This is a genomic window from Streptomyces sp. NBC_01198, from assembly GCF_036010485.1.
Classification (GTDB): Bacteria; Actinomycetota; Actinomycetes; order Streptomycetales; family Streptomycetaceae; genus Actinacidiphila.
In genome coordinates this window covers 4,467,990-4,481,893 of record NZ_CP108568.1, presented here as the reverse complement: position 1 = coordinate 4,481,893, position 13,904 = coordinate 4,467,990, and the positions used below count along the sequence as shown (strand labels likewise).

Below are 13,904 nucleotides of genomic sequence, written 5' to 3'. Positions count from 1 at the left end.
CTGTGGTGGGGTGGTGTCGGACGGTGGAGAGCGAGGAGCGGGGACGATGGGTGAGCGTGCGGCTTGGCGGCCGTTCTTGAAGCAGTGGAGCGAGGAGTGGGTCGCGGCGCACGGCTCGGAGCAGGACGAGCCGCTCGCGGAGGAGGTCGTACGGAACACCTGGCTCGGGTTCGCGCCGGCGAGCGAGGCCGATGTCGCCGCGGCCGAGGCGCGGCTCGGACGCCGACTGCCGCCTTCCCTGCGGGAGTTCCTGCTCGTCACCAACGGGTGGCGCGATGCAGGGAGCTTCATCTATCAACTGGCGAACTGCACCGAGCTCGCGTGGCTGCGGGACACCGACGACCGCAGCTGGATCGACGTCTGGGAAAGACTCGCGGAAGACCAGGAGGAAGACGACCAGGACGAGGAAGCGTTCGGCGTCCGGGAGGCGAAGGTCCTCGCGCGTTCTCTGCGCCTCTCCCTCGACGGTGACAGCGCGATCATGCTGCTCGACCCGGACGACGTGGACGAGGACGGCGAGTGGGCGGGCTACTGGCTCGCCTCGTGGTCCGGCGAGGGGCCGGAGCGGCACGGATCGTTCCACGACCTCATGCGCCAGCAGTGGGTGTCCTTCCACGCCATACGCAAGCCGTCAGGTGCCACTCGGGACCACTGGGACGCGGAAGTCGAGCGGGCTCGCCGCGAGGCGCTGGCCGGGGCGGTGAGCGGGCCGCTTGCGGTGTTCGCCGAGGCGCACGAGTTCGGACGCGAGCGCGCCGACGTCCTGAGCGCGCAGCTGAAAGCGCTGGTCGGCGACTGGCGCCAGCTCGTCGCCGACCTGATGTGGTGGACCCCGAAGAAGGACGACCTCCTTCTCAGCCCGCTGTTCGCCGCCGAACTCCTGCCGCTGCTGGTCAGGCACGACCAGCTCGCCCGGCCCCTCGAACTGCGGCCCCTGCCACGGCTCAAGGAGTACGCGCCCGAACCGGTACGAGCGCTCATCGCCGGCTACGAGGCCCGAACGGACGAAGCGGGCTTCCGGCTCACCTTCGGCGGCGGCCCCGAGTTCGACGCGGCCGTGCACGCCGTCGCCGACCCTCTCGCCGCGCATCCGGCCTTCCAGGCCCCCGACCGACCGGCGGCCCCTGCGGGTACAGACATCGTCACCCGCCACATCCGCGGCACCCGTGACATCGGCAGCTGCCGGGAGCCCGACACCGACCCGCTGTCTGATCCAGCGAACGTCCGGGCAGCCCGCGCGGCCCTCTGCGACGAAGCCTGGCCCGAACTCCTCGCCGCGCTGCGCCTGTGGCGCCCGGTGTGCGAGGACCACATCGCCCCGATATCCCTGCTCGCCGATCCCGTCCTGGCCGAACTGATCACCCCGGCGCGCGGGAACGAGATCCTGGCGACGCCCCGAGGCCCGGGTCCCGGCGTCATGTAAACCTGCTTCGGAGCCGCCGCCACCTTGCTGGGGGTCCCGCCGCGCGGGCGGGAGCAGGCGTGGCGCACCGCGACCACGCCGACTCAGCCTTGGGCGCCGGAGTCTTCGCCCGCATCGTGGAGGCGTGGACGAACGGCCTCCACTGGGGCCGCGCGCACCGGTATCCCCGTCCCCTTCCACAGGGCTGTGGACGACCGCGAACGCGCCACCGCCGGCTCCGTGACCCGACGCCATCGGACGCCGGCAGCGCTCCCGCGCCTCCAACCAGAGGCGGTTGAAAGGGGGTTCGGGAGGCGAGCGATCCCGGCCCGATGACGCCGGGCAGACCTCGGGCCTATGGTGTGCCGGTGATCTTCAACAGCAAGCCCGAGGCTTCGGGACTCGCCGCCACCGTGTCCGAGCTGGAAGGCGCGGTTGCCGCTCGTGACGGCGACCGCACCGGGCGGGCCTTCGACGCCATGATGAACGCCGTGCAGTCGGCGTCGGACGCCGAACGCGCCCTCGCGGGGCTGCGGTTGGCGGCGCTCATTCCCGCCTTCCCGCCCACGGGCCCGCGGCCGATGCTCGCGATGGCGGCCGGCTACTGCGTCGAGCGGGGGGCCGATCCCGCGGCCTGCGCCGAGCCGATACTCGACGGCGTCCACCGGGACCTGCTGGCCGCGCTGGAGTTCGCCCGGCGCTGGGCCGCCAGTGGCGGGCCCCAGGACGAACTGCCGGAGCCGGACGAGAAGATCATCGACGACGCGCTGCTCGCCCGCCTCGGCGACGACGCCTACGAGGCCACGCGGCTGGCCCTGGCCTGGTGCTGGATCGAGCAGTGGCAACCGCCCGCGCTGGCCGTGCTGTGCCGCAGCGCCGAGGTACGCCGCCGGCACGCGTCCGCGCTCGTCACCGCCTGCCGCGACCTGGCCGCCCTGAACCGCCACGACCTCAAGTGCCTCGCCTACGCCCTGGCAGTGCTGGACGAGGAGCCGGTGGTGGTGCTGCACCGGCCCACCAGGACCGGGTTCGAGGTGCGCATAGGCGGCATCGGGGACAACTTCCAGTTGCACACGCTGCTCGCCCACGCCCTCATCGGCGGCGGCCACGTGCCCGGCACCCCGCCTTCGGCGGAGAGCGTCCGGCTGGCCACGGACCCCGAACCCGCCCGCGGGAGGTCGGAGGTCATCGCGGCCGGGGCCTTCGAACTCCTCGCCCCGGACGGCGAGCGCATCTGGAACGAGGGGCTGCCCGACGACATCCCCGTGGTGCAGGGGCGCCGCCTGCTGGTGCTCGACGATCCGGCCTACCAGCGCAGTTGGAACGCCGACCGGTTCTTCCCGCACCTTCCGGGCACGGTGGAACTCACCCGCGTCCTCGACGCGGACGAGACACGGGCCTGGTACGCCCACACGTCATCCGGCGACGGGACCCGCTGAACTGCCGTGCCCTGACGGCTCCGTCGCCCTGTGCCGCGTGACGGCGAGCCCCCGCGCCCACGCAGGTGATTCCGCGCTCCTCCAGGTCCGCCCTTCCACCGGGAGCTACGCCCTCGGCGAAGGAGGGGGCCAAGGGTGTGCTGACCGTGTTTGGGTGGCCCGATGGAGATCCTGGTACTGGGCGGGACAGCGTGGGTGGGCCGCGAGGTGTCGCGGCAGGCACTGGAACGTGGGCATCGGGTGACCTGCCTGGCCCGCGGCGTGAGTGGCGACGTGGCCGAGGGCGCGGCGCTGGTCGCCGCGGACAGGCGTGAACCGTCGGCGTACGAGGGCCTGGTGGGCCGGGACTGGGACGCGGTGGTCGAGGTGTCCTGGCAGCCGGGATTCGTCCGCGGTGCGCTGGCGGCCCTTGGTGAGCGGGCGGCCCACTGGTCGTACGTGTCCTCGGTCAGCGCGTACGCCTCGCACGCGCGGCCGGACGCGGACGAGTCGGCGGAACTGCTTCCCGCGACCGCACGGGACGAGGTCGACGCCACGGAGTACGGGGAAGCCAAGGTGGCCTGTGAGCAGGCCACGAGCGCCGCGGTGGGCGACCGGCTGCTCATCGCCCGCGCCGGGCTGATCGGCGGTCCCGGCGACCACAGCGGCCGCACCGGCTACTGGGTCGCCCGGGCGGCGCGCGAGCCGCTGGCACCGCTCCTGGTGCCGGAGTCGGCCGGCGTCATGACGCAGGCGGTCGACGCGAGGGACCTCGCGGCGTGGCTGCTCGACCGCGCGGAGAAGGGGACGACCGGAACGTACGACGCTGTCGGCCCGATCGTCCCCTTCGGCGAATGGGTCGCGCTGTCACGGGAGAGCGGCGGCCACACCGGGCCGGAGGTGGAGGCCGGCGCCGACTGGCTGCTCGATCAGCATGTGGAGCAGTTCATGGGCCCGGACTCCCTCGCGATGTGGACGACCGGCCCGGACTGGGCCGGCTTCAGCGCCCGCAGCGGCTCTGCGGCCCGCGCGGCCGGTCTTCGGCACCGGCCCCGTGCGGAAATGCTGGCGGACACCCTGCGTTGGGAGCGGGAACAGGGGCTGGACCGCCCCCGCCGGGCAGGCCTCACCCCGCAGCGCGAGCGCGAACTGCTGGCAGCGTTGGGGTAGGTCGGTACGGGGATGTGCCCGGGGCCGGGGGTCGCGGGTGCCGGCCGGTGCCGTGGGATCGGCCGCCTACCATCCCATGTCATGGCGATGTTCGTGCACTTGACCTCGGCGGCGAACGCGCCGGGCGTGCGGCGGTCCGGGATACGGGCCGCCAGCCACGGACAGGGCAGCGCGCGGGGGGTGTACTGCTTCCCCGTACTGCCGTCGTACACCCTGACCCACCAGTGGCTGCGCGAGCTGGCCCGTTTCGGCAGCAGGGGCGGGCTCGTGGCGGTCCACGTGCGACTCGACGATGCCCAGGAGGTGTTGGTCGGGCGTTATGCCGAGCGGGCACGGATGGCGCAGGTCGTGGTCTCCGCGGCGGAGGCGGTACGGCGGATCGCCGCGCTGGAGGACCCGCGCGGGTGGGAGGTGTTCGTCCCCCGGGCGATCCGCCCGCGTGAAGTGCACCGCGTCCGTACCGCGCCCCAGGTGACCGGCTGGCGGTACCTGCCGGACGCGCACGGTGCGCGCCCCTGCACCTGTTTCGGCTGCCGGGTGCGCGGCGGGTACGGGGCGCGGCGCCTGCGCGAGCGGTTGCCGCATCCGCTGGACGGCCCGCCCCCGCCCGTGCGGGTGCTGCTCGCCCAAGTCGCAGCCGGTGACCCCGGGGACGCGGCCGCGCTGCGCGAGGCACTGCACTGGTTCAGCATGCGTCGGCGTGGCCCGCTCGACCGGTTGGCCGGCCTCGCCACCCACCCCGACCCCGGGGTGCGCGAGGATCTGGTCTGGGCGGTCGCCGGCTGGTCCACCCCCGGGGTCACCGAACTGCTGGACGGCCTCGCCGACGATCCGGACGCGGACGTCCGGGAGGCGGTGGAGGCGGCCCGCGATCCGATCAGCTAGCGCATACCGTGACCTCTTTGCACGCTCGCTGGGCTCTCGCCCGAGGCTCGCTGCCGGCAGTGTGCACCTTTCCAGCCCGGTCGCCTGGGACGGCCTTGGCCCTCATGCCGCCGCCCGCGCAGGGCCTCTGGCGGATGTGCGTCCTGGGCCGCGCGCCGGTGTCCGGGGCCAGTGCCCTGCTGCGTCCTTCGGCCCTTTCGCCCGTGATGGCGCATGCACCACACAGACGGTATGGTCGATGGTATGGCAACCAAGAAGTACACCGTCACCTTGCCAGAGGAGCTCGCCGAGGAGATCCGCTCCGAGGTCGGCCCCGGCGGCTTCAGCCGCTACGTCACACAGGCCGTCGAGCGCCAGCGCGAGCGGGAGCGGTTGCACGAGGCCGTCGACTGGTGGGAGACCGAACACGGCCCCGTCACGCCGGAGGAGCTGGCCGAGGCAGAGGCGGAGCGCAAGGAGATCGAGCGAGCCCACGCCGACCGCGAGGAGCGAGCTCGTCATACGGCCGATCCGTCCGGAGAGGCCGCGTGAGCGACGGACAGGTCTACCTGCTCGACAGCGAGGGCCTTTCCCAGTGGGTACGCGGAGACCGCCGCATGGGTGCCCGCCTCAAGGACGCCGACCGCTCCGACATCCCCGTGGTCACGACGTCGATGACCCTTGTCGAGGCCTACCACGGCAAGCTCCACCGGCCGGCCTGGCGCTGGGCTCTGTCGCGCCTGCGGGTGGAAGCGGTGACCGAACAGATCGCCAATGACGCCGTCGACCTTCTCCAAGGGGCCGGACTGCACGGCCACAAGTACGCGACCGACGCCGCCCTGGCCGCCGTGGCCCTGCGGCAGCGTGGCCGGGTCACGATCTTCACCTCGGACGAGGACGACATGCGCAAGCTCTGCGGAGACCGTGTCGTGGTCGTGAAACTCTGACGCCTGGCGCTCCGGCGCCCTGTTGCGAACCACCGGGCCGCACCTCCGAGGTCGGCCGGACCGGGCAGGTCAGGCCTGCGTCCGCGACTTCGTGGGCAGCGCACCGGCCGGGGACCGATGAGTTTTGGGCGGGCGGGCGGTCAGCACTTCCAGACAGGCACCCGACCGCCCGGAGGCACCATGTCCAGGAGTATGAGTAACGCCCTGCCGCCCGTTGTCGAGAGCTCCGACTGGGAGGCGAGGCTGGCCGCTCTGCGCGTGCGGGAGAAGGCAGCCACCCGCGAGCTCGACGCCATCGCGGCCGAACGCCGCCGGCTGCCGATGGTGCGGATGCCCGACTACGTGCTGGAGGGCGAGGACGGACCCGTCCGGCTCGCGGAGATCTTCGGCGACCACCCGCAACTGATCGTCTACAGCCACATGTGGCACGAGGGCGCGGAGTGGCAGTGCGGCGGCTGCACCGGCTTCACCTCGCAGTTCACCCGGCTCGCGGGCCTGGAGAAGTTCGACGCCCGGTTCGTGGTCGTCACCCAGGGGCCGATCGAGGAGGCGCTCGCGTACAAGCGCAAGGTGGGCAACGCGATGACGTGGTATTCGACGGCGGACAGCCCGTTCGGCAGCGACATCGGCGCCCCGCCGAACGGCGGCTTCGCCGTCAACGTGTTCCTGCGCGACGGCGACACCGTCTATCGCACCTGGCACACCGACGGGCGCGGCACCGAGCAACTGAGCCATCTGTTCGGCCTGGTCGACCTCCTGCCCTACGGCCGCCAGGAGGAATGGCAGGACTCCCCCGAGGGCTGGCCCAAGTCGCCGACCTACAGCCGCTGGGCGACACCGCAGGAGATCGCGGGCGCGTACGGCGAAGGCAGCTGATTCCTGCGGGCGTTGGGGGCGGCGGGCGCGTCAGGCGCTCGGCGTGAGCTGCGTGGCGGGGGAGTTGGTCAGGCGGGCTGCCACAGCTCGATCCGGTTGCCCTCCGGGTCGGTGACCCAGCCGAACCGGCCGACCCCCTCCATGTCCTGGACCTCCTCGCTCACGTCCGCCCCCCTGGCGCGCAGCTGCGCGAGCATCGCGTCCAGGTCGCGGACCCGGAAGTTGAGCATGCTCTGCTGGGCGCGGGAGCCGAAGTAGTCGGTCTCCGACTCGAAGGCCGCGAAAACCGTCGGGCCGGCCTCCTGACGCCACAGGCCGTTCTCATCGGAGTCCAGGCCGAGGCAGTCGCGATACCAGGCCCCCAGGGCCGCCGGGTCGGCGGCCCGGAGGAAGTAACCACCGATTCCACGTACACGTTCCATGCGGCCATCTTGCCGGACGGCTGCCGGGCGTGATCCCGCGTCGTGCTCGCGGGTCCACGGCGTACGCACGGCGCGCCCGTCCGTTTGCCCTCCCGGCCGGCCGGTCCAGGCGCCGCGAGAGCAACTCCGGGTTGGAGCGGGTCGGGTCAGGAGGCGGTGACGGGGCCCACGTAGGTGGCGGGGTGGGTGGCGCCGTCCTGGCGGAGGACGCTGCCGCCCGGCCAGGTCAGGGTGACGGAGGTGGTCTCGTTGGGCGGGGTGATGACGAGGCTCTTCGCCTTGAACTCCTGGCCGTTGCCCGCCTCCCAGGGGTCGTAGGTGATGACGAAGCTCGCGCTCGCGCCGGGCTTGAGGGTCACGGTCGGGGTGGACTTGGCGGAGCGGACGAGGGACCAGGAGTCCGCGGCCTTGAGGTCCGCGCCCGGGAAGCCCTTGACCGTGCAGGTCGATCCGCTGCCGTTCGTCATCACGACCTCGAGGTGCTGCTGGTCGTCGGAACTGCTGTAGGTCTGGTCCCCGTTGCCGAAGGAGAACTTCAGGCCGGCGGTGTGGCAGCGGCTGGTCACGGCGGCGGCGGGCGCGCCGTTGCTGCCCGACGTCGAGGACTTCGTGCTCCCCGGGGCGGGCTTCGTGCCGGAGGTACCTGTCGTCGCCGGGGCGGCCCCGGGGGCGTTCGTGGTCGCCGACGTGGACGACGACGGCTTCGCCGGTGCGTCGGCCGACGTGGACGAGCCCGAGTCGCAGGCGGAGAGGCCGAGGGCCGCGACGAGGGCGGTGGCGGCGACGGCGGCGGTGCGCAGGGCACGAGACACGGTTTCTCCCGGTGATCGAAGCTGGTGGCGCGGTGTGATCAGTATTGGTCGCGGTGCGCAACAGCCCTGTCACTGCCGGATGCTGACTGGAAGACAGTTCTCGGGTGCGTTGTTACACACCGATCCGGGATTCGCGGAACCGTTGCCGCGACCGTCGTCAGGGAGGACCCGCAAAGGCCCGTGTGCCGCTACATGCACGGCAGAGGCGGGTTACTTGGGGTGGTCTCCGCGGCCCGGAGTCAGGCCGGATACGTACGCGTCGAAGCGGTCGAGAGCCGTGGTGAAGCCGATTCTCGACTCGGGGTTCCAATACGCGGCCGGCAGGCCGGTCTGGTGGGTGACCATCTCGGTGCGGGCGTCGTCCAGGGGGACGAAGGTGATCGTGGTCCGCATGGTGGTCTCGGAGTCGGGCTCGGACCACACCAGGCGACCGGGGCGGCTCACCTCGACGTAGACGGCGCGCGTGGTGTGGGTGGTGCCGTCGGTGGTGTCGGCCGTGGTCGTTGCGAACGCTCCGCCGGGGCGCAGGTCGATGACGATGTCGCCTGGTGGGGTGGTCGTGCCGGGCGGGCCCCAGAAGTGGGTGAGGTGTTCCGGTGTGGTCATGCAGTCGAACAGCAGCTCGGGCGGTGCCAGGTGCACGCGCCGGTAGGTGACTTCGCCGCTCGTGGTCATCGTGCCGTCCCCTCGGCCTTGCCCCCTCCCCGTCAGCCGAAGCCGCCGCCGTCGCCGAAACCGCCCCCGTCACCGCCGCCGCCGCCGAAACCGCCCCCGTCGCCGCCACCTCCACCCCCGCCGCCGAAGTCGCCCGGGTTGAAGTCGGAGCCCGAGTAGTCGCCGCCCTCGGGGCCGCCCGAGCCGCCGTCGGGGTCGAATCCGCCGTCGTAGCCGTAGCCGGGGCCGAAGAGGGAGCCGCCGAGCAGGGTGCCGACCAGCAGGCCGGGGAGCAGGCCGCTGCCGAAGTAGCCGCCGGCGTAAGGAGCGTAGGCCGAGCCGGCGTTCCAGTACGGCTGCGGGCCGCGGGCGGTGTCGACGTTGCGGGTCATCGGGGGGTCGCCGTCGGCGAGGCGGGCCACGTCCGCCGCGCAGGCGGGGACGTCGCGCGGGCCGCCGCCGGGGGGCGCCCAGGACACGTCGCGTACGGAGGGGCCGTGCCGGGGGTCGAAGAAGCATGGGGGACGCCGTTCGGGCAGCGGCTTGCCGCTGCGGCGGGCGTCCAGGGTCGCCAGGGCGAAGCGGCCCTCCTCCACGGCCTTGGTGACGGACTCGACGTCCACCGGGCGGTGGGCGGCGCGCATCAGGAGCTTGGCGCGCTCGTACGCGTCCAGGGCCTGGGCGTAGTCGGCGCGCATCAGGTCGTCGGAGGCGGGGTCGGCGGGGTGGAAGTCGAGCCGGTCGAGCTCCTCGCCGAAGGCGGTGATGTCCTCGTCGACGACCTTGCGCACCCAGCGCAGTTGGTCGCGCTGCTTGTTCTGGCGTGCCTTGCGGCGGCGCCGGAGGAGCAGGTATCCGCCGCCGACCACGACGACCACGATCGCGGCCACCACGATGACGCCGACCGGGCCGACGCCGTTGCTCCGGCTCTGCCAGGAGGTGGGGCCCAGGCCGGCGGCCTGCGGCAGGGCGCCGTCCACGAAGCTGTCGACCTCGGCGGCGGTGTTGCCGCCGGAGGATCGCTGGACCTGGCCGACCAGGTTGGTGACGGCGTTGCGCGACATGACCTGGGGGTCGGCGCCGGCGTCGAAGAGGGTGCCGAGGTGGATGGCGTAGACGCCGGTGACGCCGGTCGCCGAGCGCACGTCCCGCAGCACGGTCTGCGACGGGAACTCCGAGTTGGCCGGCAGTACGGCGACGAAGACCGGCTTGTCGGCCGACTTGATCTGGTCGGACAGCGATTTCGCCTGGTTCGGCGTCAGCTGGTCCGACACCCGCGGGTCGACGTAGACGGGCCCGCGCCTGAGGTGCTTGGCGACGTTGTCGATGGCGCTCTCGGACCGCGCCGGGGGTGCGAGCGCGGCGCCCGTGAAGGCGAGGACGCCGGTGACCGCCATCGCGACGGCCGGCAGCAGCGCCCACCGCCGCAGGAGCCGTCCAGGACCGTTGCGCATGATCGCATCTCTCCTCGCTGCTGCTGTCCCGCTCGCGCTCTCGTCACCCTTCGTCCGAACATTACTGGACAAATAGGGCGACGAGCCGGTGCCGGGGGGTGAGGCTGGCGCGTCACCCCCCTCGGAGCGGGGTGTTCTCCCGGCCATTACGCGTGCCTTCGGCGTCCGAGTGCTGGTCGGGCACGCGCCGGACCCGTCGAAGCGGTATGTCGGGAGAACGTGTGTTCGCACCGCGGCCGCCGGCCGGCTCCTGCCGCGTGCGGGACCCGGCCGTCCGCCGCCGGTGGCCGCGGTGCCAGGATGGGCGGCATGACGACGACGATCAGTGGTCAGGTCGCGGGCGGATTCGAGGCCGTACGGGAGGCGTTCGCGGCGAACTTCGCCGAACGCGGGGACATCGGCGCGGCGGTGTGCGTCTACCGGGACGGCCGGCCCGTCGTGGATCTGTGGGGCGGGGTCGCCGATCCGCAGACCGGCCGGCCATGGGAGCGGGACACGCTGCAACTGGTCTACTCGGCGACCAAGGGTCCCACCGCGACGGCGGCCCATCTGCTGGCCCAGCGCGGGGAGTTGGACCTGGACGCGCCCGTGGCGCGCTACTGGCCGGAGTTCGCCGCGAACGGCAAGGCGGACATCACCGTCCGCCAGATCATGTCGCACCGGTCCGGGCTGGTCGCGCTGGACCATCCGGTGCCGCTGGAGCAGGCGTTGGCGTGGGACCCGATGATCGCCGCGCTGGCGGCGCAGCGTCCGCAGTGGACGCCGGGGACCGCGCACGGCTACCACGGGCGGACCTTCGGCTGGTTGGTCGGCGAGGTGATCCGGCGGGTGTCCGGCCGTACTCCCGGGCGGTTCTTCGCCGAGGAGATCGCCGGGCCGCTGGAGGTGGACTTCTTCGTCGGGCTGCCGGAGTCCGAGCGCGGCCGGGTCAGCCGGATGGCCTACCCGCAGCCGGCGGTCGACCTCAGCACCGTGCCGCTCGCCGCGATCCCCGAGGCGTTCCGCGGCCTGGTCGCGGCCATGCGCGACCCCGAGTCCCTGACCAACAGGGCCTTCGGCGTGACCGATCCCACCGAGATCGACTTCAACTCCCCCGAGGTGCAGGCCGCCGAGATCCCGGCGTCCAACGGCATCGGCACCGCTCGCGGGCTGGCGCGCATGTATGCGGCGCTGGTCGGCGAGGTGGACGGCCGGCGCCTGCTCACCTCGGAGACCGTGGCGTCCGCCGCCGAGGAGCAGGCCGCGGGTACGGACCGGGTGATGATGATCCCGAGCCGCTTCGGGTCGGGCTACATGCTGCCCACCGACGACAGTCCGCTGACCGGCCCGCGCGCCTTCGGCCACCCCGGCCGGGGCGGCTCACTCAGCTTCGCCGACCCCGAGCACGGCATCGCCTTCGGCTACGTCATGAACAGCATCGTCGAGGGCGGCGACGACGTCCGGGCGGCCACGCTGGTCGAGGCGGTGCGGAAGTCGCTGGCGTAGGGCTTTGATCGGCTCACCTCCGGGCCCGGCGGGTACGCAACTCCGCCGGGCCCGGGCCCCCTTCAGCGCGCGGGCTCCCGGGCCCTGATCGTCGGTCACGGGTTCCGGCAAGTGCCTTGACGCCACCGGGCCGAGCTCGGCGGACGGCACCCGACTGCAGATCTGGACCTGCGCCGGCGGCGCCAACCAGACCTGGACGCTGCCGTCCTGACCCCCGCCCGACCCCCGCGGCGGTCGGGCAGCCGGCCGCCGACCGCACAGGAAACGCATAGGGATATCCCTACCGCTCCCCGCCGGACCTTACCGGCGGGGAGCGGTCGTGCTCAGACTCCCCCTACGGCAGCGCCACTTGCCGGCTCATCCCCCCACCCTCCGAGAGGACCGATGAGTACATGAGGAAACGACTTGTCTCCCTGATGGCCGGCGCGGGCGCGGCCGGCTTCGCCGTGGCGGTGAGCCTGGGCGTGGCCGGTGTCGCCGGTGCGACCGGCGCCGGGCCCGCGGGCGCTCCGGGCGCCGCGCCTGCCGCCTGTACGCCCACCCAGGTCGTCGGCAACGGCGGCTTCGAGAACGGGACGTCGCCCTGGACCGCGTCGAGCGGGGTGATCACGACCGGCGGCGGCCAGAGCGCGCACACCGGCAGCAGTTTCGCGTGGCTGAACGGCTACGGCTCCACGCACACCGACTCGCTCAGCCAGTCGCTGGCGATCCCGGCGGGGTGCAGTGCCGCCTCGCTGACGGTGTGGCTGCACATCGACACCGACGAGACGACGACCACCACCGCCTACGACAAGCTCACCGCGAAGCTCGGCACCAGCACGCTCGCGACGTACTCCAACCTCAACGCGGCCTCCGGGTACGTGCAGCGGACGTTCGACGTGTCGTCGTTCATCGGGCAGAACGTGAGCCTGGCCTTCAGCGGCACCGAGGACTCCGGGCAGCAGACGAGCTTCGTGATCGACGACGTGGCGCTCAACACCTCCGGCAGCGGTACGACGCCCCCGACCACACCGCCCACGACCCCGCCCACCAGCCCGCCGCCCGCGGACACCACCCGCACGCCGGCCTCGCCCGGTTACACCGTGAGCCTCAGCAGCGACGCGACCGGCGTCACCTGGACCGGGCACGAGAGCGTGACCTTCACCAACGCCTCGTCCTCGGCGCTGACCAACGTCTACCTGCGGCTGTGGGACAACTACCACGGCTCCTGCCCGAGCACGCCGATCACCGTCACCAACGTGACCGGCGGCACGGCGGGTTCGCTGTCGGTCGGCTGCACGGCGCTCGGCATCACGCTGGCGTCGCCGCTGGCGCAGGGGCAGTCCGGCACCATCGGGTTCGACCTGAAGATCGTGGTGCCCAGCGGCGCCGACCGGTTCGGGCACGACGGCGCGTTCAGCTTCGTCGGCAACGCGCTGCCGCTGCTGGCGATCAGGGACGGCTCGGGCTGGCACCTGGACCCGTACACCAACAACGGCGAGGCCTTCTACTCGCTGGCCGCGGACTTCCACGTCACCCTCGACCACCCCTCGAACCTGCTGGTGCCGGCCACCGGCACGTCGGTGGACACCCCCGGGACGTCGGGCCGTACGGTCACCACGGCGACCGCCACCAAGGTGCGGGACTTCGCCTGGGCGGCGGGCGCGTTCAGCAAGGTCTCCGGCACCTCGTCCGGCGGTGTGAAGGTCAACGTCTACGCGGTCAGCGGGATCAGCTCGGCGAACTCCCAGGCCATGCTGACCGCGTCGACCGCGGCGCTCGACGCGCACGGCGGGCGGTTCGGCGCCTACCCGTACGGCGAGGTGGACGCCGTGCTGGACAACAACTTCTGGTTCGGCGGGATGGAATACCCCGGCTTCGTGCTCGACCTGGTCGACAAGACCGCGCTCACCCACGAGCTCGGCCACCAGTGGTGGTACGGGATCGTCGGTGACGACGAGTACAACAGCCCCTGGCTGGACGAGTCGTTCGCGGACTACTCCACGGATCTCGCGCTCGGCAAGACGGGGACGAACTGCTGGAGCAGCGTGTCGTGGGCCTCGTCGAGCGAGAGGATCACCAACTCGATGGCGTACTGGGACGCGCACTCCTCGCGGTACTCCACCGTCGTCTACGGCTACGGCAAGTGCGCGCTGCACGACCTGCGGCGGCTCATCGGTGACAGCGCGATGACGACCCTGCTGCGCAGTTACGCGCAGGCGCACTGGTACGGGGTCTCCACCACCGCCGAGTTCAAGGCGGCGGCGCAGGCGGCGACTTCGACGGATCTCACGTCCTTCTGGAGTACGCACCGGATCGACGGGTAATCGTCTGTCGGCGGCCTTTCTCAGGGGCCTTTGACGACGGCGGGTGCGCTCCCTTCAGGGGGGCGCACCCGCCGTTCGGCGTCGGGGCCGGGCG

The 13,904-nt window shown here is 72.5% G+C and carries 13 protein-coding genes and 1 pseudogene; 10 read left to right on the top strand and 4 right to left on the bottom strand.

Annotation, left to right across the window (positions count from 1 at the left end; all coding sequences use genetic code 11):
* Window positions 1-46: 46 nt before the first annotated feature.
* From OG702_RS20150 to OG702_RS20120, 7 genes are all read left to right on the top strand, one after another.
* Window positions 47-1,423, top strand: coding sequence for an SMI1/KNR4 family protein (locus tag OG702_RS20150; protein WP_327290295.1), 1,377 nt, complete (start codon window positions 47-49; stop codon window positions 1,421-1,423).
* 347 nt (window positions 1,424-1,770) lie between these two features.
* Window positions 1,771-2,841 carry a hypothetical protein gene (locus OG702_RS20145; RefSeq protein ID WP_327290294.1) on the top strand — a complete coding sequence of 357 codons (1,071 nt, stop codon included), beginning with the start codon at window positions 1,771-1,773 and terminating at the stop codon, window positions 2,839-2,841.
* Window positions 2,842-3,003: 162 nt separating this feature from the next.
* The gene (locus tag OG702_RS20140; RefSeq protein WP_327290293.1) at window positions 3,004-3,990 is read left to right on the top strand and encodes an NAD-dependent epimerase/dehydratase family protein; all 987 of its coding nucleotides are present in this window, start codon (window positions 3,004-3,006) and stop codon (window positions 3,988-3,990) included.
* An 81-nt stretch (window positions 3,991-4,071) separates the two neighbouring features.
* The gene (locus OG702_RS20135) at window positions 4,072-4,875 is read left to right on the top strand and encodes a HEAT repeat domain-containing protein (protein WP_327290292.1); all 804 of its coding nucleotides are present in this window, start codon (window positions 4,072-4,074) and stop codon (window positions 4,873-4,875) included.
* Window positions 4,876-5,118: 243 nt separating this feature from the next.
* Window positions 5,119-5,406 carry a hypothetical protein gene (locus tag OG702_RS20130; protein WP_327290291.1) on the top strand — a complete coding sequence of 96 codons (288 nt, stop codon included), beginning with the start codon at window positions 5,119-5,121 and terminating at the stop codon, window positions 5,404-5,406.
* Window positions 5,403-5,801, top strand: a complete 399-nt coding sequence (locus OG702_RS20125) for a PIN domain-containing protein (protein ID WP_327290290.1) — start codon at window positions 5,403-5,405, stop codon at window positions 5,799-5,801. The genes OG702_RS20130 and OG702_RS20125 overlap by 4 nt, the downstream gene beginning before the upstream one ends.
* A gap of 192 nt (window positions 5,802-5,993) precedes the next feature.
* Entirely contained in the window at window positions 5,994-6,677 is a 684-nt protein-coding gene (locus tag OG702_RS20120; protein ID WP_327290289.1) for a DUF899 family protein, read from the top strand.
* A 68-nt stretch (window positions 6,678-6,745) separates the two neighbouring features.
* On the opposite strand, the gene OG702_RS20115 is transcribed toward OG702_RS20120, so the two are convergent.
* The 4 genes from OG702_RS20115 to OG702_RS20100 form a co-directional block, all read right to left on the bottom strand.
* Window positions 6,746-7,099 carry a VOC family protein gene (locus tag OG702_RS20115; protein WP_327290288.1) on the bottom strand — a complete coding sequence of 118 codons (354 nt, stop codon included), beginning with the start codon at window positions 7,097-7,099 and terminating at the stop codon, window positions 6,746-6,748.
* 146 nt (window positions 7,100-7,245) lie between these two features.
* The gene (locus OG702_RS20110) at window positions 7,246-7,911 is read right to left on the bottom strand and encodes a DUF4232 domain-containing protein (RefSeq protein ID WP_327290287.1); all 666 of its coding nucleotides are present in this window, start codon (window positions 7,909-7,911) and stop codon (window positions 7,246-7,248) included.
* A gap of 210 nt (window positions 7,912-8,121) precedes the next feature.
* The gene (locus OG702_RS20105) at window positions 8,122-8,586 is read right to left on the bottom strand and encodes an SRPBCC family protein (RefSeq protein ID WP_327290286.1); all 465 of its coding nucleotides are present in this window, start codon (window positions 8,584-8,586) and stop codon (window positions 8,122-8,124) included.
* 32 nt (window positions 8,587-8,618) lie between these two features.
* Entirely contained in the window at window positions 8,619-10,019 is a 1,401-nt protein-coding gene (locus OG702_RS20100) for a hypothetical protein (protein ID WP_327290285.1), read from the bottom strand.
* A 300-nt stretch (window positions 10,020-10,319) separates the two neighbouring features.
* On the opposite strand from OG702_RS20100, the gene OG702_RS20095 reads away from it, so the two are divergent.
* The 3 genes and pseudogenes from OG702_RS20095 (at window position 10,320) to OG702_RS20085 (ending at window position 13,810) form a co-directional block, all read left to right on the top strand.
* Window positions 10,320-11,504, top strand: coding sequence for a serine hydrolase domain-containing protein (locus OG702_RS20095; protein ID WP_327290284.1), 1,185 nt, complete (start codon window positions 10,320-10,322; stop codon window positions 11,502-11,504).
* A gap of 103 nt (window positions 11,505-11,607) precedes the next feature.
* Window positions 11,608-11,715, top strand: a pseudogene (locus OG702_RS20090) (RICIN domain-containing protein); the annotation flags it as partial.
* A gap of 181 nt (window positions 11,716-11,896) precedes the next feature.
* A complete protein-coding gene (locus tag OG702_RS20085) occupies window positions 11,897-13,810 on the top strand; it encodes a M1 family aminopeptidase (protein ID WP_442814485.1) in 1,914 nt (637 codons plus the stop codon).
* The last annotated feature ends 94 nt before the right edge of the window (window positions 13,811-13,904 follow it).